Raw genomic sequence first — 18457 nt, forward strand, 5'->3', positions numbered from 1 at the left:
GCCGGGGCCGGGGCCGGGGCCGTTCAGTTTAGGCCTTTAGTTTGTCGCCGCTCTGTCATGGGTTTTCTCACCGCAGCCACTTGCGCACATCCTTTTCCCACTCCGGATCGCCGCAGCCTTGCGGGTTTTCCGGCCCAAGCACGGTAATGTAGCCCCGGCTCTTCATACACGATTCGTACGCGCGAACTTTCGTGCATTGATCCGGGCCCGCGTTCCTCGACACGGCTTTGCATTGTGCGATCGATCTGTCCATCGGACCGAAGTCCATATCGCTTGCCTGGTTGAACATCGGCGCGTCGGCACCGGACGCCGAAAACTCGACGGGGCCGGTTTGTGCGCACGCATTCAGGAGACCGGCCAATGCGGCAACGAAGAGAAGATGAACACGCGGATGCATAGGTGACTCCTGCCTGGTAGAGGTTGCAGAATCATACGCCCGCGCAGTTGTAGCTATGCGCTTGCCGACCGGGCGCTCACGTGCCGTCTGCTCCGGTACACGTCGGCAAGACGTGCTTCACGCCGAGTTCCTCGTGAATCTTCGACATGATGCCGTCGCGCCGCCACTGCAACCATTTGATGTAGCACGTTTGCGACGGCGGAAAGCATGCCGGCAGCCGATGCCACTTCTCGTTCTGCGTAGTCACCCACAGGATTGCGTTGAGCACGTCGCGCGGATTTCGGCGCGGCCGTCCGGATCGCAGATTCGGCTCCTGATTGAACAGATGACTGACGCGTAGCCACGCGTCGTCGGAAAGAGGTAGAGATAACATGTGGATCAACGACTAACTAACCAGTACATTTTGATCTTATACGTTTGGCACCTGGCTCTAAATCCTGATATGGCCGTGGTTCCACCTCCAAACCCCGGAATCGCGATCTTCCTTGTCATGCTAACGGGAGGGACAACACGTCCGTAAGCGCATTTTCGCCAGCGCGCCGGATTTCGATGCCGCTTGCGATAGTTGTAATCCATGCGTTTTCATTCCGCCGGTTCCCTGAATGGATTCAATAATCGCGGCAAGGTTTCGTCTTCGCGCTTCGTCCTGGCCCGATCCGCACTCCTGCGCAAAACCGCTTTGATCTCTTTCCAGCTCGGACTCCGCGCATTGCCTCCCGCATAGTTCGACTCGACCGCGGCGATCAGCCTCGCGGCGTCCTGGTCCCCAGCGGCCTCGATATTCTCGAATCGCGCCGGACGGCCGAAGTCGCGCCCTCTGTCCATCCACGAATACAAGGCGGCAATGGTGCGCCGCCATTCCCCCTTGCGCGCGGCCACCGCCAGCTTGCGCCTGGCAAGCGCGTCGCTTGCCAGCCAGCGGGTTCGCGCCTCGCTCAATGCGCGCTCACCGCGTCGAACGAAAGACGCGACATGCGCGCGCCAGGAAATCAGAAGAATCACGCCCAGCACGACGAGACAACCGGCAATGGCTTCGCGCGCATGAATCACGACGACGCGATGCGGCATACCCTCGCGCATGGCGTCCAGCGGTATGTCGAACAACGGCTTGTCCCGCACGGCGTCAGCCGAAAAACGCACTGCCGGCAGCACGACCGTCTCCTTGCGCCGCGCCATCGTGTTCCACCATTCGATCGTCACCGGCGGCAGACTGAACGTACCGCTGCGATCGGCAACGTAGCTCGCGCTGTCGGTTCGCTCACCGGCGACGAGTCCCGCGCGATCCTTCACGATGTTGCGCGTCGCCGCGGGCTTCGCGTAGCGTTTGAGTCCGGCCACGTCGGCGAGTATTGCCGGCGGAATCAGCATTGACTCGGTGCCCGCGGCCCGCTGGGTAATCGTGCGGGTAAGCGGCGCACCGACGGCGAGATGTCCCGGCGCCGGTTCGATTTTCTGTTCGACGGTGAGTTGGGGCGCGGCAAAGAACGTGGTCATGCCTTCCGCACCGGGCGGCAACGTCGCGACGAACTTCAATGCGGGCGTTCTGACCTGCACCGGTCCTTGCATGCCGCCGGGGTACACCGTAATGGTCAGCGGTGCGATCTCGTAGGTTTTGCCCGCCTGCGGCGCGATCCGGTATGCACGGCTCACGCCGAACCAGCGCGTGCCGCCGATGTCTTCCGACAGATTGTCCGCCTGCTCGTCGGGCAGGTTCACGATCGCATCGGCAATGGTGAACAAAGGCCAGTTCGGTGCCTCGGTGAACCATGTGGTAGTCAGCAGATCGACGACCAGTTTGACCTCGCTTCCCGCCACGACCGGGCCGGCCGGTTCGAGATGCACGCGCGCCATGATGCGTGGCGCGGGATCGGCCGCCGCGGGTCCGGTCGCCAACAGGGAAGCCAGCCAGAATGCGAGCAATGCGGCAAGCAGCGCAACACGGCGTGACAATCGCTTCATGGCGCGCCGCCCGTCTTCGCCGTGGATTCCTGTTCGAAACGCTGTTGCAGGAACACTGCCGGCGACGTGTTCAGATTGCGCATCCACGCATCCTCGCTTGGACGCGGCGCGGCTTCGATCACCGCGGTCGTGCCTCTGCCCTTCTTCTTGTCCACCTGCACCTGGTCAGGCGGGTCTTCTTCCGGGTCGGCCTCGTTCTGCTTGTCTCGTGCCAGCAGCGTCTGCATGTACGCGCGATTGGCCACGGCCTGCGCGAGTGAAGGTTGCAGTTGGAGCGCGTTGTCGTACGCCTTGATCGCGCCCGCGTAGTCGTCCAGATGCGCAAGCGTATTGCCGATGTAGAAATACGATTGCGCCGTTTTGAGGCGCGAGAAGGTTTCGAGCGCGGCTGCATAGTCTCCCGCCAGATATTGCGCGCGCCCCTTCCACATGGGATCGTCGAAGCGCTCGGCCGCCGCCTTGTAGTTGCCGTGTTCGAGATTCCATCGCCCTTGCTGGTCATGCGTCGCGAACAGATCGAGCCACTGCCACTGCGCCGCTTGCGCAGAGTGCGGCAGCGCGCCGAAGGCGAGCGAGATCAGCACGACAGGCAGCCACTTGACCGTCCAGCCGCGCCGGAAACTCCACAGCGCGAGCAGCAGCAACGGCAGGACGAGCCAGTAGCCGCTTTCCTTCCAGCGCGGCTCGATCCTGCTCTCTTCCGCTTGCGCGAGGTAAGCCTGCGCGCGATGCTGAACCCACGACACATCGTCGTCATCCGCACGCATGCTCGCGAGCGGAATGCCGGCGTCGCGCGCGACATTGCGAATCGAGTCGGCGTCGAACGTGCCCATCAGCGGATGGCCTTCCGGGTCCATCTGGATCATGCCGTCGGGGCCGCGGATCGGACCGCCGTGTTCCGTGCCGACCGCGAGCCAGAGCAGTTGGTGCCGCAGCGATTTCGCTTTCTGCACGAAGGTGTCCGCCCCATTGGCATCGAAGCCGTCGCTCATGAAGACAATCGTGCCCGCCGCCGGGTCGTTCGCCAGAAGCTGTTCGGCCACGTCAAGACCGGCCGTCGCGTTCTTGCCGTCGCGCGGCATCAGCGCCGGTGACAGCGCGGGCACGTAGAGTTCGAGCATCGCCGGATCTTCGGTCGGCGGCACCACGAGGTGGGCGGTCGCCGCGAATACGACGAGGCCGGTTCGCGCGCCTTTGCGCGCTCTCGCCAGATCGAGCACTTTCTGCTTTGCGCGTTCGAGGCGGGTTGGCGCGATGTCGGTGGCGTCCATCGAATGAGCGAGTTCGAGTACGACGACGAGCGGCGCCTGATCCTGATTGAACGGCGGGCGCTCCTGCTGCCATGTCGGCCCGGCTGCGGCAATCGCACCGATGCCGAGCAGCAGCGCCAGGGTATGAACCGGCTGGATTACACGCCGTTTCGTATCGCCGACGATCAGATGTTCGAGCAATTCCGGCGCGATCACACCGCGCCAGCGCGCGCGCACGTCGTTGCGGCGCAGCCAGACGAACGGCAGCACGAGAGCCGGGATCAGCAACAGCAACCATGCCGGCCGCAGGAAATGGAAAGCGGTCAGATCAATTTCCATGCTGCGCCCCGTTGGCCGGCAAGCCTTGCGCGCGCTGCGTTCGCCGCGGCGAACGCAGCAGCGCAATCAGTAACGCCAGCACATGATAGAGCGCGAGAATGGACAAGCCCACGGCGACGGGCACCCAGAAATAGTCGCGCTGCGGCCGGTAGATTTCCCGTTTGATTTTCTCGGGCGTCAGTTTGTCCAGCGTCGCGTAGACCTCGGCCAGATCTCTTTGCTGACCCAGCGCGCGAAACGCGCGGCCGCCGGTGATGCTCGCAATGCGCGCCAATGCTTCGAGGTCGACCCGATCTTCACCCGTAGTGCCAGGGTCGCCAATGCCTATCGTGTGCACCACCAGCTTGTGTTGCTTCGCGATCTCCGCGGCCCGCTCCGGTGGGATGGCACTGCTGGTGTCGTTGCCGTCGGTGAGCAGGATCAATACCTTCTCCTGCGCATGCGAATCCGCCATCAGCTTGACGGTCAGCCCGATCGCGTCGCCAATCGCTGTACGCGGGCCCGCCATGCCGATCTGCATCTTATCCAGCAATATCCGCACGCTGTCGTGGTCGAGCGTGAGCGGCGCCTGCGGATAGGCCGCGTCGCCGAATACCACGAGACCGATGCGGTCGCCCTTGCGCTTCGCCACGAAGTCGGCCACCACGCGCTTGACGGCGCTCAGCCGGTCCATGCGTTCGCCGGCCGGATCGACGAAGTCGCGCGTGGCCATCGAGCCGGACAGATCGATCGCGAGCATCAGGTCGCGTGCGGGTTCGTCGCGCACGATCGGCGGCTCGACGAACACCGGTTTCGCCGCGCCGGTCACGAGCAGGAGCCACAGCACCGGCAACAGCAAACGCAACAGCCAATGCCGGCGCAAGCGCACGCCGCCGGGCGCCGGTTTTTCGCCCGCGGCCCGTGCCATTTCGTGAAAGAACGGCACGCGCACGGCCGTGGCCGTGGTGCGATAGGCCGGCACCAGCCACCACACGAACACGGGCAGCGGCAACAGCGCGAACATCCACGGAAAATCAAACTTCCACATGATGATGCTCGATCCAGTCGCGCGCATGCCGGATCAGCGCGGCTGCGTCGTCCGGTGAAAGGCGCGCGACTTCCTGCGGCGGCGCATAGCTTGCCAGTGTGAGAAGCGGACCGGTTTGCGCGTCGAAGCGGCCGCGCGTACGGCGCAGAAAAGCGAGCCACGCGTCGCCAGTGAGTGCCGCGACCTGGTCACGCGGCGCGATCTCGAGCGACGTGCGCTTGAGCAGGCAAGGTATGGCGGCGAGCATGGCCGCGCGCCGCTGCGGGTCTGCCCGGCCGGAGGCCAGACTGGCCTCGATGCCCGCCAGTTCCTGCAAGGCGTTGCGCCGGTAACGCTGCCGCCGGTAGCGGCGCAACGCCGCCCATGACGTCAGCAGCACGGCCCCGAGCAATACGATTGCGATGAACAGCCAGCCGATAGTTTGGGGTGCATACGATACCGGTGTGGGCAGCGGCAGCTCCTGCAATCCCTGCAGTTGCGGCGACGAGCCGGCCGGCACAAGCGCGGTGCCTGATGACGTGCCGCTCATATGCCGCTCCCCGCAGTGGGCCGCGCGCGTTCGCCAAACAGACGACGGACCTGATCCACGGCCGGTTCGGCGGTAGACAATGCCAGGAGCGGCACGCCGCTCGTGCGCAGCAATTCGGCCACTTCAGCGGTGCGTCCGCTGAACAGGCTCGACAACGGCTGCCGCACGCGCGCCTGTTCGATGCGCAACTCGACCTGCAGGCGCCCTTCGCTGACCACCAGCGCACGGTGGCCGGGCACCTGCTGCCACAATGGATCGAAGATCATTGCCGCGACGACGTCGTTGTGCGCCGAGAGTTGCCGCAGCAGCTTTCGCGTGCGCGCGCCCGCCCCGGCAAAATCGCTGACCATGCAAATCAGATAGTCATGCCCGGCGAGTTGAAGCACGCCTTCGAGCGCGGCGTCGAGTTGATCGTAAGCGGTTCTGGCTTCGCTTTCGGCATGCAGCGCGCCGTTCATGGACGCGAGTGCGCCAAACAGTGTCCTGATGCGGCCGCGACTTCGCAAAGGTTTGATCCGCACGAGCTGGCTGTCGTTGAACAGCACACCGCCGACGCGGTCGCCCGCGGCAAATCCCATCCACACGGCAAGCGCGGCGGTCTCGGCAGCCACGACCGATTTGAACGCACGACGCGAGCCGAAAAACATGCTCATGCGTTGATCGACGACAACCAGCAGCGGCCGGTCGCGCTCCTCCGTATAGGTGCGGACTTGCGGTTTGCCGAGCCGCAACGATGCCTTCCAGTCGATATGACGCACGTCGTCACCCGGCAGATAGCCGCGTATTTCCTCGAAGTTCAGACCGCGCCCGCGCAGACGCGACGCATGCGCGCCCGACAGCACGCTCGACACCGGCGCGGGCGCGACGAAACTCAGCCCGCGCGCCTGAAATTCGAGCTTTGCCAGATGCGCGGCGTCGACATACACGCTGCCGATCGCGGTTGAAGACTGCACGGCCACGCCACTCCTTCGCGTTGAGAACACACCTGCTGTCAGGCCGGCACCGCGACCTTTTCGATCAGACGGTCGATCACGCGGTCGGCACTGATACTGTCCGCGTTTGCATCGTATGAAAGTATCAGCCGATGCCGCAGCACCGGATGAATGACGGCGCGCACGTCGTCCGGCGTGACGAAACTGCGCGCCTGTAACCATGCCTGTACGCGGCTCGCGCGGTCGAGGCCGATCGCCCCGCGCGGGCTCGCGCCGACTTCGATCCATTTGCCGAGCTCGGCGTCGAGCTGCGCGCCGTGCCGCGTGGCGTTGACGATCGACACGATGTAGTCGTCGATCGCAGGCGCGACGACAATCTGACCGATCTCTTCGCGCACCGCGAAAATGGCCTCCTGCGACAACATGGCCGGCGCCTCGGCGAGCGCGTTGCGCTCCTCGCGCAGCAGACGCAGCATGGCGATTTCGCTTTCAGGCGACGGATAGCCGATCAGCACCTTGAGAAGAAAGCGGTCCATCTGCGCTTCGGGCAGCGGATAGGTGCCTTCCTGTTCAATCGGATTCTGAGTGGCCATCACGAGAAATAGCGCGGACATGCGGTGCGTTTTCCCCGCGACTGAAATCTGCCGCTCTTCCATTGCTTCGAGCAATGCGGATTGAACCTTGGCCGGCGCGCGGTTGATCTCGTCCGCAAGAATCAGATTGCCGAATATCGGACCCGGTTGAAAACTAAGTGTGTGCCCCGTGCCGGATTGCAGCAGCGTCTCCGCCCCCGTAATGTCCGAGGGCAACAGATCAGGGGTGAACTGGATGCGGCTCATGGTCGCCGCGAGCCGCGTGGCGATTGCCTTGACGGTACGCGTCTTGGCGAGCCCCGGCAAACTCTCCAGCAACACATGACCGTCGGCCAGCAACGCGATCAACACCTGCCTGACCACGGACTGCTGCCCTACGACCGACTGATTCACGCTCGCTTCGAACTGCAGAACGATATCGCGCATTGTGCCCTCTCTCAAGTCATTTATGTAGTAGCTGACTGGACGACCCGAATGCCAATGCCCGCCGCCAGACACGTTAATGCAACAGCGCGCATTCGTCAAAGTGTCTGATGTACGTACTAAAAAAAAGATAGGAAATATCGGCGAAAAATTGCTAATCTCCAACTGCTTGTTCGCACTGATTGTGCGTCTTTATTCTGTATCGCTAAGCTTGTTGTGAAGCTGAAATAGAAAGTCCAGAGCGTTGACCGTTGCGTACTACCCGGCCGTTCACTGCACGAGAGAAAAAGATGAAGAGTGAAAGAGATCGAGGTTCCGCAAAGTCGTCCCGCTCGAACGGGTCGGCCGCAGTAACCCAAACGCGTGCCGGTCGCACGCGCAAACTATTGTTGTGGGGCGCCTTACTCGTCATACTGCCCGCCTGTGTCGGCGCCGCGGTCAGTTGGGCCTTCACGCCGCACACACCCGCTCATCCGCAAATCGTTCTCGGCGACGGCACGCATGGTCCGCTCGGCATGGCATGGGTGCCCGGCGGCCAGTTCCTCATGGGCAGCGACGCCAAACAGGCGCAACCGAACGAACGCCCCGCGCACAAGGTCAAGGTGCATGGCTTCTGGATGGACCGCCATCACGTTACCAATGCCGAATTCCGCCGTTTCGTCGAAGCCACCGGTTACGTCACCACGGCCGAGAAGAAACCCGACTGGGACACCCTGAAAGTCCAGTTGCCGCCGGGCACGCCGCGCCCGCCCGAGAGTGCGATGGTGGCGGGTGCGATGGTGTTCGTCGGCACCAGCCGTCCCGTCCCGCTAGACGACTATTCGCAGTGGTGGCGCTACGTGCCTGGCGCCGACTGGCGTCATCCAACCGGTCCAGACAGCAACATCATCGGTAAAGACGATCACCCCGTGGTTCAGGTGTCCTACGAAGACGCACAAGCTTATGCGAAATGGGCCGGCAAGCGTCTGCCGACCGAAGCCGAATGGGAATTCGCCGCGCGTGGCGGCCTCGAACAGGCCACTTATGCGTGGGGCGATCAGTTCTCTCCCGACGGCAAGCAGATGGCCAACGTGTGGCAAGGCCAGCAGCCCCAGTCTTTCCCCGTCGTCAATCCGAAAGCGGGCGGCGCGCTCGGCACGAGCCCCGCGGGGACTTTTCCGGCCAACGGCTACGGCCTTTCCGATATGACCGGCAACGCCTGGCAGTGGGTTGCCGACTGGTATCGCGCGGATCAGTTCAGGCGCGAGGCGGTGAGCACCAGCGCGATCGACAACCCGGTGGGCCCGAGCGATTCGTGGGATCCCGCCGACCAGGGTGTGCCCGTCAACGCCCCCAAGCGCGTGACACGCGGCGGCTCGTTCCTCTGCAACGAAATCTATTGCCTGAGCTACCGGCCCAGTGCGAGACGCGGCACCGATCCTTACAACAGCATGTCGCATCTGGGCTTCCGGCTGGTCATGGACGAAGACACCTGGAAAGAAGCCGGCGCGCGCCAGGCTTCGGCGAGAGCCGCCGGCGTGCCTGGTGCCCCCGGCGGTTAGCGCGCACCGTACTGCTGGCAAACCCTTATTTTTTGCGCCCGTGATCTGCCGGCGCGCATGGCGATCGTCCGTCTGATCGTCTGTCTAATTGAACTGGAGCCTGGATGCAACTGTGCCATCAGCCTGTGTGGTCGAGCCGTGCCTTGCGCATGATGCGAGCCGCATGGATCGTGTTGAGTCTCGCCGGCTGCGTCGCGCCGCACAACTGCGTGGCGCCCGCCCAACCCACGGCGAGCAACCCCGCCGCCACACTGCCCTCATGGCGTGATACATCCGCGAAACAGGCTATCGAGTCGTTCGTTGCCGACGTTACGCGCGAGGGTTCGTCGTCGTTCGTGCCGCCTGCGGAACGCATCGCCGTGTTCGACAACGACGGCACGCTGTGGAGCGAACAGCCGTTGTATTTTCAGTTTGTCTTCATGCTCGATCAGGTGAAGGCAGCCGCACCGCAGCATCCCGAGTGGAAAGACAATCCGGCTTTCAAGGCGCTCATTGCGAAAGACTACGGCGCGCTCGCGAACCAGCAGAAGGCGTTGCAGCAGTTAGTCGCGGTGGCCAATAGCGGTATGACCGTCGACGACTACGACAAGACCATCAGCGCGTGGCTGGCCAGCGCGCGACATCCGAAATTCGGACGCCTTTATACAGACCTCGTCTATCAGCCGCAACTGGAATTGCTGGCCTATCTGCGTGCCAACGGCTTCAAGACCTTCATCGTCTCGGGCGGCACGATCGAGTTCATGCGGGTGTGGGCCGAGAAGGCATACGGTATTCCTCCCGAGCAGGTCGTCGGCTCCAGCCAGGTGGTGCAGTACGAAGTGCGCAACGGCAAACCCGTTCTCGTGCGCGAACCCAAACTCGATTTCGTGGACGACGGCGCGGGCAAACCCGTCGGCATTTATCGCAACATCGGCCACAAGCCGATTTTCGCGTTCGGCAACTCCGACGGCGATCTGCAAATGTTGCAGTACACCGCCGCCGGTCCTGGGCGGCACCTCGCGCTGCTGCTGCATCACGACGACGCCGTGCGTGAATTCGCTTATGACCGCGCGTCGAAAGTCGGCAAGCTGGACAAGGCGTGGGACGAAGCTGTCACTGAGGGCTGGACTGTGGTGAGCATGAAAAACGATTGGCAAACAGTCTTTCCCGCGCCGCGGCAGTAAGCGGCGCGCGGCAAGTTCGGGCCGCGGACTGCCGGCGGCCGACGAGGGGCGACCCCGTCACGCTGAACATTGCGTAATGGGTGAATAAGAGTCAACTCCATTGGAGCGACAAAATGACAAAGTTGTTAAAAAGAGGGCGTTACGCGTTGGGGGCCGGCGCGCTTGCCCTTGCCGCGTTCGGTGCGGTGATTTTTCCATCCATCAACGCGCCGGCCCAAACCCAACCGGCGGCCAAACCCGCCGCCACGAGCGCGCCGCAGCCGGCCGCGAAGTCTTCGGCGAAACCGAACATCCTTGTGATTTTCGGCGACGACGTCGGCCAGGCGAATATCAGCGCCTACACCCGCGGCGTGGTCGGTTACAAGACGCCGAATATCGACCGCATTGCCAATGAAGGCATGATTTTCACGGACTATTACGCCGAGAACAGTTGTACGGCGGGTCGATCTTCCTTCATCACCGGTCAATCGCCATTGCGCACCGGGCTATCCAAAGTCGGCGCACCCGGCGCACCGGTCGGTCTGCAAAAGGGAGACATGACAATCGCTCAGGCACTCAAGCCGCTCGGCTATGCAACCGGTCAGTTCGGCAAGAACCACCTCGGCGACAAGAACGAGTACCTGCCGACCAATCACGGCTTCGACGAGTTCTACGGCAACCTGTATCACCTGAATGCCGAAGAGGAACCCGAGCGCCCTTATTGGCCGAAGGACAAGAACGACCCTTACGTGAAAAACTTCTCGCCGCGCGGCGTGATTCATAGCACGTCGGACGGCAAGGTTCAGGACACCGGCCCGCTCACGGTCAAACGCATGGAAACCATCGACGACGAAACGGGCGCGCACGCGGAGGAATTCATCCGCAAGCAGGTCAAGAACGGCACGCCCTTCTTCGTCTGGATGAACTTCACGCGAATGCACGTCTTCACCCACGTGCGCCCGGAGTTCAGGGGCAAGAGCGGCATGCCCGGCAACGAATATGCCGATGGCATGTGGGAGCACGACCAGGACGTCGGCAAACTGCTCAAGCTGCTGGATGACCTGAACATCTCCAGAAACACCATCGTCATCTACACAACGGACAATGGGCCGAACCAGTTTTCGTGGCCTGACGCGGCAACCACGCCGTTCCGCAGCGAGAAGGACTCTAACTGGGAAGGCGCGTTCCGGGTGCCGGCCATGGTGCGATGGCCGGGGCATATCAAAGCTGGCGAGACGTCCAACAGCATGTTCTCAGGGCTCGACTGGTTTCCGACGCTACTCGCCGCGGCGGGAGACGGCGGCGTGAAGGACCGCTTGCTGAAAGGGTGGGCGCCCAAGGCCGGGGGCACAAGCTTCAGGAATCATCTTGACGGGTACAACCAGTTGCCGTTCCTCACGGGGCAGACGACTCAGGATCCGCGTACCGAGTTCTTCTACTTCAACGACGACGGCGAACTGGTGGCAATGCGCTGGGATAAAGATGGAAACGCATGGAAGACCGTGTTCTGCGAGCAGCGCGCCAAGGGCAATCTGGAAATCTGGCAGGATCCATTCGTATGTCTGCGTTTTCCGAAGGTGTTCAACCTGCGAATGGACCCATACGAAAGAGCTGACGTGACGTCCGATCAGTACAACGACTGGTTGGTGAAGAACGCTTATCTCGTTGCCATCTCGACGATGAAAGCCACGGAATTCCTTCAGACGTTCGTTCAATACCCGCCGAGCCAACGTCCTGCGAGTTTCAGCGTCGACCAGGTGCGCCGGCAAGTCGACAAGAAGATCGACGAGTCGTTCAGAAAACGCGGACTAGAGTAAGACGTTCGAGTGCTGCACTTGCCGGCTTCGACCGGCAGATGCAGCGCTTGCGCGCTTCGAACTCAAAGTCCATTCGCTTCGTCCCGACTTACTTCATCCGCGCACACTTCATCCAATGCCCCAAACGTTGGCTCACCGCGCCAAAAGCTCACGCCGAGCGCGTCGCGCACACGAACGCGCGCAACGTCACGCCGATCCGCGTGAACGCAGACCGGCTGAACCGGGCGACATTCCCGCGTCGCCGGCTTTATCCGTTGCCTGGCCGATGCTCCTGCTGTTTGCATCGGGCGCGGCATCGCTGATTTACCAGGTGCTGTGGATCAAACAATTGGCACTCGTCGTCGGTGTCGACGTCCAGGCGGTCACGACCGGCGTGAGCGCTTTTTTCGCGGGTCTCGCGCTGGGCGGCTGGCTGCTAGGCAGGCTGGCCGACCGCGTCTCACGGCCGTTGTTACTTTACGCCGTACTGGAAGGCGGCGCGACGGTGCTGGCGGTGGCCGGCACCGTCGCGTTGGCGCACGCGGCCGCGCCGTTCGCATGGCTGCAGGATCGCACCGGGCCGTTTGCATGGACGTTGCCGTTCGCGCTGGTCGGCCTGCCTGCCGTGTTGATGGGCGGCACGCTGCCGGTGCTGATGCGTGCGCTGCGCCTTGGCGCGACACGGCTGGGCCGCGCTGGCGCACACCTGTATGCGGCCAATACGGGTGGCGCGATCGGCGGTACGCTCGCCGCCGCCTTCATGCTGATTCCGTTGCTTGGCGTGCAAGGCAGCGCGTTCGTTGCTGCCGGGTTGAACGCGTTTGCCGCACTGATCGCATTGCTCATTCGCCGATTCAATTGTGCACGCGAGCCTGTCGATGTATCTCCGCCCGAAACGACCTCTTCCGCCGAAGCAGCCGCGGACCAGGCCGCGCCCGGCGCACGCCTCGCCGTCGCACTCTATGCGCTTGCCGGCGGCATCGCGCTGGGTTACGAGGTCGTGTGGTCGCAACTGATCGTCCAGTTCATCAGCACCCGCAGCTTCGCTTTCGCGATCGTACTTGCCACGTACCTGCTCGGGCTCACGCTCGGCAGCGCACTCGGCTCGCGCCATGTCGATCGCACGCGCGACCCGTGGGGTGTGTTCGCGCTGCTGATCGTGACCGCCGGACTCGTCGCGCTGCTGGAAGTCGCCGCGTTGGGCGGCTGGCTGCTCCAATGGCAAAGCCTGGCGCGCGAGGCAACGCTCTCCGCCACCGGCAGCCTGCTCGCCGCCATGTGCGCGGGTTTTGCGGTCGCGGCCGCGTGCATTGTCTTCGTACCCACGTTGTTGCTGGGCGCCGCGTTCCCTTTCGCGCTGCGCGTGAGCGTGGATGCCCGGCACACCGGCCGCGATGTCGGCACCGTGGTAGCGCTCAATACCGCAGGCGGTATTGCCGGCACGCTGATCGCCGGCTTCCTGCTCGTGCCGGCACTCGGGCTGGTTCATGCGCTCGCGGTGCTCGCAGTCCTTGCCGGCGCAGTGGGCGCCGTCGCTGTGTGGCGCGGTTGCGGCGTACGGCGCGGCATTCGCTGGAGTGTGCCGGTGCTTGCTGTGGCGACTCTGGGTGCCGTACTGCTGACGCCATCGGACCGTCTCGCCACCCTGCTCGCCGCAGCGCGCGGCGGCACCCTACTCTCCTACGAGGAAAGCGCGGGCGGCACTGTGGCTGTCGTTACGCAGGGCGCGGGCCAGAAACAGTTCCGGCGGCTCTACATTCAGGGAGTCTCCAACTCCGGCGACGCAATGACCTCGTTGCGCTATATGCGTCTGCAGGCGCTCCTGCCGCTGCTGATTCACCGCGACACGCCACGCAGTGCGCTTGTCATCGGACTCGGCACGGGCATCACGGGTGGCGCGCTGCTCACGTGGCCCGGCCTCGACAAACGCGCGGTCGCCGAGTTGTTGCCGGCAGTTGTGCACGCCGCGCCGCAGTTCAAGGGCAACTACGGCATCAGCACCGACCCGCGCGTCGACATCCGCCTGCGCGACGGACGGCGCGAACTACTGCGCAGCAGCGAACGCTACGACCTGATCACGCTCGAACCGCCGCCTCCCTCGGCAGCCGGAGTGGTCAATCTTTACTCGTCGGATTTCTACCGGCTGGCGGCCTCGCGTCTGGGCACGAGCGGCATTGTCGCGCAATGGCTGCCGCTGCCGACCCAGAACGAAGACGACACGCGCTCGCTGATCCAGAGTTTCATCCAGGTGTTTCCGTATGCTGCGCTGTGGACCACCGAGTTGCACGAAATGATGCTGATTGGTTCGATGCAGCCAATCGAACTGGATGTGCCGCGTATCGAGTCGCGCTTTGCGCAGCCGCAGGTGGCGGCGGCACTGCGCGAAGTCGGCGTGGCGTCGCCGGCAGCATTGCTTGCGACCTGGATCACCGATCGCGCAGGCCTCGCCTACTACACCGCGGAAGCTGCGCCCGTAACCGATGATCGGCCGCGTATCGAATACGCGGCGTGGGTGCGGCAAGACGGTTTTCCGGACACGCTCATGCACCTGCTCGCGCTTCGCAGCGAACCACCGTTGCGGCACGCGGACGGAATGTTCCGCGCGGCCTTGAACGCGGAGCGCGGTGCGTTGCAAAGCTTCTATGCCGCAGGCCTCGATGCATACCGCGGCGAGCGTGATGCGTGGTCTCGCGACATTGGCGATGCATTGCAGGCTCGACCGGACAATCCCTACTTCCGGTGGTTCGTCGGCGGCGGGCCATAGTGCTGGATGCGCGCGTGGCGCGCATCCAGCTGCTACCGAACCTTACTGAACCGTATAGCCTTTACCTTGCATGCAGGCTCCATAAGCGTGCCAATAAGTGCTCATTGCCGATTGCTGGTTGGCCTGCGCCGTTTGCGCCTGCGCAGCGTGTTGCTGACGGCTGCGCACACCGCCGGCGAGCGCGCCCGCGGTCGCGCCGACTGCGGCACCGTGTCCGGCGTCGTTGTTACTCACGTCACCAACGATCGCGCCTGCCGCGGCCCCGCGTGCAGCACCCCGGACGCGCGCGCCGGTTGGGCCCGACGGCGGCGGAGGCGTTTGCGCGACCACGGCCGGGTCGATGCCGGTGCTTTGTTTCGCCCATGAGTAGCAGGCGCCGTCGTCCGACATCTGCTGCTGCTGGCTTTGTCCATGCGCAGGATAAACGGCCGGTTTTTGCGCCAGGGCGAGCGCGCTCACACTGGCCAGGATCATCACGGCGAATCGTTTCATATCGGTCTCTCAATGGGTTGAGCGCTTGAGTGGCACGTGCACGGATCAGATGTGCCCGCACGCACCGATCGCCGCTTTACAGGTCTACGGAGAAGGAACCGCAGCTTAGCTGAAAGGATTCGGAAAACACTTAACGTAAATGTGTTTTTACATTAATCGATTGATATCGAGCCGCGCTAATATTCTGTCGCTTCATGCACAGTTTTCGAACGATACCTTGAACGCATAGATGACTGATGCGACAAGATGTCCGTGCGCCGTGATTCGAACAGTCGGGTTGGGCTGCGCGTCCGCGCAAATGGACAACGGAACGCCCCGTATGAAGCGTGAATTAAGAAAGAGCGATCGCTTGCTGCATGCAACTTTCCTCGAAAAGCGTTTCTCGAAAAAACGAAACGGGCGCAGGCTGAATCATGTGTGGCTTGACCTCTTCGGACAGCACGCCGACTATCTCAATGTTATTCAATCACCATATGAGACCCGTGCACGAAACGCAAGGACATTGTTAGATGGGCTGACGGTCGGAAAAAGCGCTTCAAGCGTCAAGCCGCTAATCCATCAGCAAAAGAAATTCAACAAGAATTTATTTGAGCAAAAGATTGCACACTTCGAGGGAAAAGGTTTATTAATCTTGCCATCAAGCTTGTCAACCAGTGAGCGTAGCCTGCAGCACGATTCGGAGTCCATTCGAAGTGCGATCTACGTGGGTCTTGCGTGGGTCTTGCGTGGGTCTTGCGTGGGTCTTAAGAGGCGGTCGGCTACGCCAGTTATCAGACCCGCCCAGGCAATCCACCGCGCGAAGGCACGGCTACGAGGTCGACGTCTCGCGCACCGCACCACCGCGCTATATACAACTTCCAACAGGGGAGACTTGATCGTGAAACGCTCCAGGGCATACCAGAGAAGATCGCGGATTTTTCTAGTCGCATTGACCGTACTGGCCGGCTCGCCGCTCCTGCTCGGAGTCGCGGCGCCTGCCGCTTATGCGCAAGCGCCGGCCAAGATCTCGAATCAGCAACTGGACTCGTTGACCGCGCCGATCGCACTCTACCCGGACGCGCTCCTCGCCCAGGTGCTGATGGCCTCCACCTTTGCGCAAGACGTGCCGGCGGCGGCAGCGTGGTCGAAAGCCAATCCGAACCTCAAGGGCGACGACGCCGTGAAGGCAGTTGCGGCAGAGCCGTGGGATCCGAGTGTGCAATCGCTGGTGGCTTTCCCTCAGGTGCTGGCCACTATGGCGTCGAAACCCGACTGGGTCGCGCAACTGGGCAATGCCTTTCTCGCACAGCCGAACGACGTGATGGACTCCGTGCAGCGCTTGCGCAAACAGGCCCAGCAGGCCGGCAACCTGCAGACCAACCAACAGCAGAAAGTCGTCGTCGAGCAGAGCACCATTCAGATCGTGCCGGTGAATCCCCAGGTCGTGTACGTGCCGACGTATAACCCCACGGTCGTCTACGGCACGTGGCCGTATCCGGCCTATCCGCCCGTATACGTGCCTCCCCCACCGGGCTATGCGGTGGCCAGCGGGCTCGCTGCGGGACTCGCGTTCGGCGTCGGCGTCGCGATCACCAGCTCTCTGTGGAGCAATGTCAACTGGAACAATCACAGCGTCAATATCAACGTCAATCAGTACAACAACATCAATGTCAATCGCCGGCTCGACGTGAACAGCAGCACGACGAACTGGAATCGCAATTCGACTTTCAATCGCAATACCTCGGCCAACGTGGGCAGCGCGCAGCGAGACGCGTATCGCGGGCGTGATATGTCGGCCTCGCGTGCGCAGGCGCAGCAGACATTGCAGAACCGTACCGGGCAGAACCTGGGCGGTACGGCAAGTCAGCGCCTACAGGGTATCCAGCAAGGCGGCAACAATGCCGCCAACCTTCGCAACAACGCGCAAAACGTGAACCGCGACAATGCGCTGCGCGGCGCGGGTGACGGCGGCGCCGCGAAGCAGGACATGCAGCGCGGGCAAGCAAGCCGGCAGTCACTCGCGAACAATCGCAGCGGCGGTCCTGGCGCGAACGGCGGTGCTCAGCAACGTGGCGGCAATCTGGGAGCGGGGGGCAGTGGCGAACGCGCCGGCCTCGGCGCGGGCGGAGGTGGACAACCACGCGGCGGCGGCTTCGGCGCGGGTGGCGGCGGACAGCAGCGCGGCGGCGGTCTGGGTGCGGGCGGCGGCGGCCAGCGTCATTTCGGCCGGCAACATTGAACCGATTTCACAGGAGCCGCTCATGACCCGTATCCGCACGTTCCAGACCTTCGGCGCACGTCTTGCCGACACGCTCGCACACGCCCTCGCCTGCGCTCCCAAGCCGCGCCTCGCCGGCACCGCGCTCGGGCTTGCCGCGCTGTTGCTGGGCGCGTCAGCAGCGCATGCACAAGCCGTATACCCGACCCCCGAGGCCGCTTCCAAAGCTTTTGTCGACGCGCTTTCCAGCAACGACAACGCAGCGATGCAGCATGTGCTCGGCAAGGACTTCACCCGTTTCATCCCGACCAAAAATGTCGGCGAAGACGATATCTATGAGTTTCTCGGCGCGTGGGCGGCAGGACACCAGATCGTCGACGACCCTGCGCCGTTAAACGGTCACGCGAGCAAGCATCTTTCGGTCGGCACCAGTGGCTGGACCTTGCCGATTCCTCTCGTGCAAACGTCCGGCGGCTGGCGTTTCGATCCCGCAGCCGGTCGCGACGAAATCATGACGCGCCGTATCGGCCGCAACGAACGCGCGGCCATGCTAACGTCGCTTGCCTATCTCGACGCGCAACACGACTACCGGGAATTGACCCAGCATTACGCGCAGCGCATTCTCAGCACACCAGGCCAGCACGACGGTTTGTACTGGCAGAGTGCGCCGGGGGAACCGGAAAGCCCGCTTGGCCCACTTGCCGCGGCTATGCCGCACACCGGCTCCGTCGCGAAGGAGGGTTATCACGGGTATCACTTCCGTATCCTGAGCGCGCAAGGACCGCATGCGAAGGGGGGGAGCCAGAACTACGTCGAGAACGGCACGATGACGAAGGGTTTCGGCCTCGTCGCGTGGCCCGCCGAGTATGGCAGGACAGGCGTGATGAGCTTCATCGTCAATCAGGACGGACTGGTTTATCAGAAGAACCTCGGGCCGCAGTCGGCGCGTATCGCGGCCGGGCTCAAATCGTTCGATCCGGATTCGTCGTGGGAGGCCGTGCAGCCCTGAGCGAAGCATCCGCGCCATCGGCACCGCCAGCGTATGGCGCCTTGCGCGATGCCCGGTGTAAGCGATG

Annotated in this window: 15 protein-coding genes; 6 read left to right on the forward strand and 9 right to left on the reverse strand. The window is 63.1% G+C overall.

Annotation, left to right across the window (positions count from 1 at the left end):
• Positions 1-67: 67 nt before the first annotated feature.
• From NE850_RS32510 to NE850_RS32545, 8 genes are all read right to left on the reverse strand, one after another.
• The gene (locus NE850_RS32510; RefSeq protein ID WP_007181867.1) at positions 68-397 is read right to left on the reverse strand and encodes a hypothetical protein; all 330 of its coding nucleotides are present in this window, start codon (positions 395-397) and stop codon (positions 68-70) included.
• A 76-nt stretch (positions 398-473) separates the two neighbouring features.
• Positions 474-770, reverse strand: a complete 297-nt coding sequence (locus NE850_RS32515; protein ID WP_007181866.1) for a transposase — start codon at positions 768-770, stop codon at positions 474-476.
• A gap of 209 nt (positions 771-979) precedes the next feature.
• Positions 980-2356 carry a BatD family protein gene (locus NE850_RS32520; RefSeq protein WP_007181865.1) on the reverse strand — a complete coding sequence of 459 codons (1377 nt, stop codon included), beginning with the start codon at positions 2354-2356 and terminating at the stop codon, positions 980-982.
• Entirely contained in the window at positions 2353-3945 is a 1593-nt protein-coding gene (locus NE850_RS32525) for a VWA domain-containing protein (RefSeq protein ID WP_007181864.1), read from the reverse strand. Before NE850_RS32525 ends, NE850_RS32520 begins: the two co-directional genes overlap by 4 nt.
• On the reverse strand, positions 3935-4972 hold the full coding sequence (locus NE850_RS32530) for a VWA domain-containing protein (protein WP_310699866.1): 1038 nt from the start codon (positions 4970-4972) through the stop codon (positions 3935-3937). The genes NE850_RS32525 and NE850_RS32530 overlap by 11 nt, the downstream gene beginning before the upstream one ends.
• Positions 4959-5501, reverse strand: a complete 543-nt coding sequence (locus tag NE850_RS32535; protein WP_007181862.1) for a DUF4381 domain-containing protein — start codon at positions 5499-5501, stop codon at positions 4959-4961. The genes NE850_RS32530 and NE850_RS32535 overlap by 14 nt, the downstream gene beginning before the upstream one ends.
• Entirely contained in the window at positions 5498-6454 is a 957-nt protein-coding gene (locus NE850_RS32540) for a DUF58 domain-containing protein (RefSeq protein ID WP_310699867.1), read from the reverse strand. The genes NE850_RS32535 and NE850_RS32540 overlap by 4 nt, the downstream gene beginning before the upstream one ends.
• Positions 6455-6492: 38 nt before the next feature.
• The gene (locus NE850_RS32545; protein WP_007181860.1) at positions 6493-7452 is read right to left on the reverse strand and encodes a MoxR family ATPase; all 960 of its coding nucleotides are present in this window, start codon (positions 7450-7452) and stop codon (positions 6493-6495) included.
• 287 nt (positions 7453-7739) lie between these two features.
• Between NE850_RS32545 and NE850_RS32550 the strand changes: the two genes are divergently transcribed.
• The 4 genes from NE850_RS32550 to NE850_RS32565 all read left to right on the forward strand — a co-directional run bounded on the left by NE850_RS32550 (position 7740) and on the right by NE850_RS32565 (position 14692).
• On the forward strand, positions 7740-8990 hold the full coding sequence (locus NE850_RS32550) for a formylglycine-generating enzyme family protein (protein ID WP_007181859.1): 1251 nt from the start codon (positions 7740-7742) through the stop codon (positions 8988-8990).
• 104 nt (positions 8991-9094) lie between these two features.
• Positions 9095-10153 (forward strand): HAD family hydrolase, encoded by a 1059-nt coding sequence (locus tag NE850_RS32555; RefSeq protein WP_310699868.1) that lies wholly within the window; start codon positions 9095-9097, stop codon positions 10151-10153.
• A 113-nt stretch (positions 10154-10266) separates the two neighbouring features.
• Positions 10267-11949 (forward strand): arylsulfatase, encoded by a 1683-nt coding sequence (locus NE850_RS32560; RefSeq protein WP_007181857.1) that lies wholly within the window; start codon positions 10267-10269, stop codon positions 11947-11949.
• A 265-nt stretch (positions 11950-12214) separates the two neighbouring features.
• Positions 12215-14692: a fused MFS/spermidine synthase gene (locus tag NE850_RS32565; RefSeq protein ID WP_007181856.1), complete on the forward strand. Its 2478-nt coding sequence runs from the start codon at positions 12215-12217 to the stop codon at positions 14690-14692.
• Positions 14693-14734: 42 nt separating this feature from the next.
• Here NE850_RS32565 and NE850_RS32570 read toward each other — a convergent pair whose 3' ends face one another.
• Positions 14735-15184 (reverse strand): glycine zipper domain-containing protein, encoded by a 450-nt coding sequence (locus tag NE850_RS32570; protein WP_007181855.1) that lies wholly within the window; start codon positions 15182-15184, stop codon positions 14735-14737.
• An 877-nt stretch (positions 15185-16061) separates the two neighbouring features.
• On the opposite strand from NE850_RS32570, the gene NE850_RS32575 reads away from it, so the two are divergent.
• Positions 16062-17402 carry a DUF3300 domain-containing protein gene (locus NE850_RS32575; RefSeq protein WP_007181854.1) on the forward strand — a complete coding sequence of 447 codons (1341 nt, stop codon included), beginning with the start codon at positions 16062-16064 and terminating at the stop codon, positions 17400-17402.
• A 22-nt stretch (positions 17403-17424) separates the two neighbouring features.
• Positions 17425-18390, forward strand: coding sequence for a DUF2950 domain-containing protein (locus NE850_RS32580; protein WP_007181853.1), 966 nt, complete (start codon positions 17425-17427; stop codon positions 18388-18390).
• Positions 18391-18457 lie beyond the last annotated feature (67 nt).

This window comes from Paraburkholderia sp. USG1, from assembly GCF_031570135.1.
GTDB classification, from domain to species: domain Bacteria; phylum Pseudomonadota; class Gammaproteobacteria; order Burkholderiales; family Burkholderiaceae; genus Paraburkholderia; species Paraburkholderia dioscoreae.

Coding starts and splice junctions, on each gene's coding strand:
- NE850_RS32565 (WP_007181856.1), top strand. CDS start 12,215: ATGCTCCTGCTGTTTGCATCGGGCGCGGCATCGCTGATTTACCAGGTG.
- NE850_RS32560 (WP_007181857.1), top strand. CDS start 10,267: ATGACAAAGTTGTTAAAAAGAGGGCGTTACGCGTTGGGGGCCGGCGCG.
- NE850_RS32555 (WP_310699868.1), top strand. CDS start 9,095: ATGCAACTGTGCCATCAGCCTGTGTGGTCGAGCCGTGCCTTGCGCATG.
- NE850_RS32520 (WP_007181865.1), bottom strand. CDS start 2,356: ATGAAGCGATTGTCACGCCGTGTTGCGCTGCTTGCCGCATTGCTCGCA.
- NE850_RS32545 (WP_007181860.1), bottom strand. CDS start 7,452: ATGCGCGATATCGTTCTGCAGTTCGAAGCGAGCGTGAATCAGTCGGTC.
- NE850_RS32550 (WP_007181859.1), top strand. CDS start 7,740: ATGAAGAGTGAAAGAGATCGAGGTTCCGCAAAGTCGTCCCGCTCGAAC.
- NE850_RS32570 (WP_007181855.1), bottom strand. CDS start 15,184: ATGAAACGATTCGCCGTGATGATCCTGGCCAGTGTGAGCGCGCTCGCC.
- NE850_RS32535 (WP_007181862.1), bottom strand. CDS start 5,501: ATGAGCGGCACGTCATCAGGCACCGCGCTTGTGCCGGCCGGCTCGTCG.
- NE850_RS32515 (WP_007181866.1), bottom strand. CDS start 770: ATGTTATCTCTACCTCTTTCCGACGACGCGTGGCTACGCGTCAGTCAT.
- NE850_RS32530 (WP_310699866.1), bottom strand. CDS start 4,972: ATGTGGAAGTTTGATTTTCCGTGGATGTTCGCGCTGTTGCCGCTGCCC.
- NE850_RS32510 (WP_007181867.1), bottom strand. CDS start 397: ATGCATCCGCGTGTTCATCTTCTCTTCGTTGCCGCATTGGCCGGTCTC.
- NE850_RS32580 (WP_007181853.1), top strand. CDS start 17,425: ATGACCCGTATCCGCACGTTCCAGACCTTCGGCGCACGTCTTGCCGAC.
- NE850_RS32525 (WP_007181864.1), bottom strand. CDS start 3,945: ATGGAAATTGATCTGACCGCTTTCCATTTCCTGCGGCCGGCATGGTTG.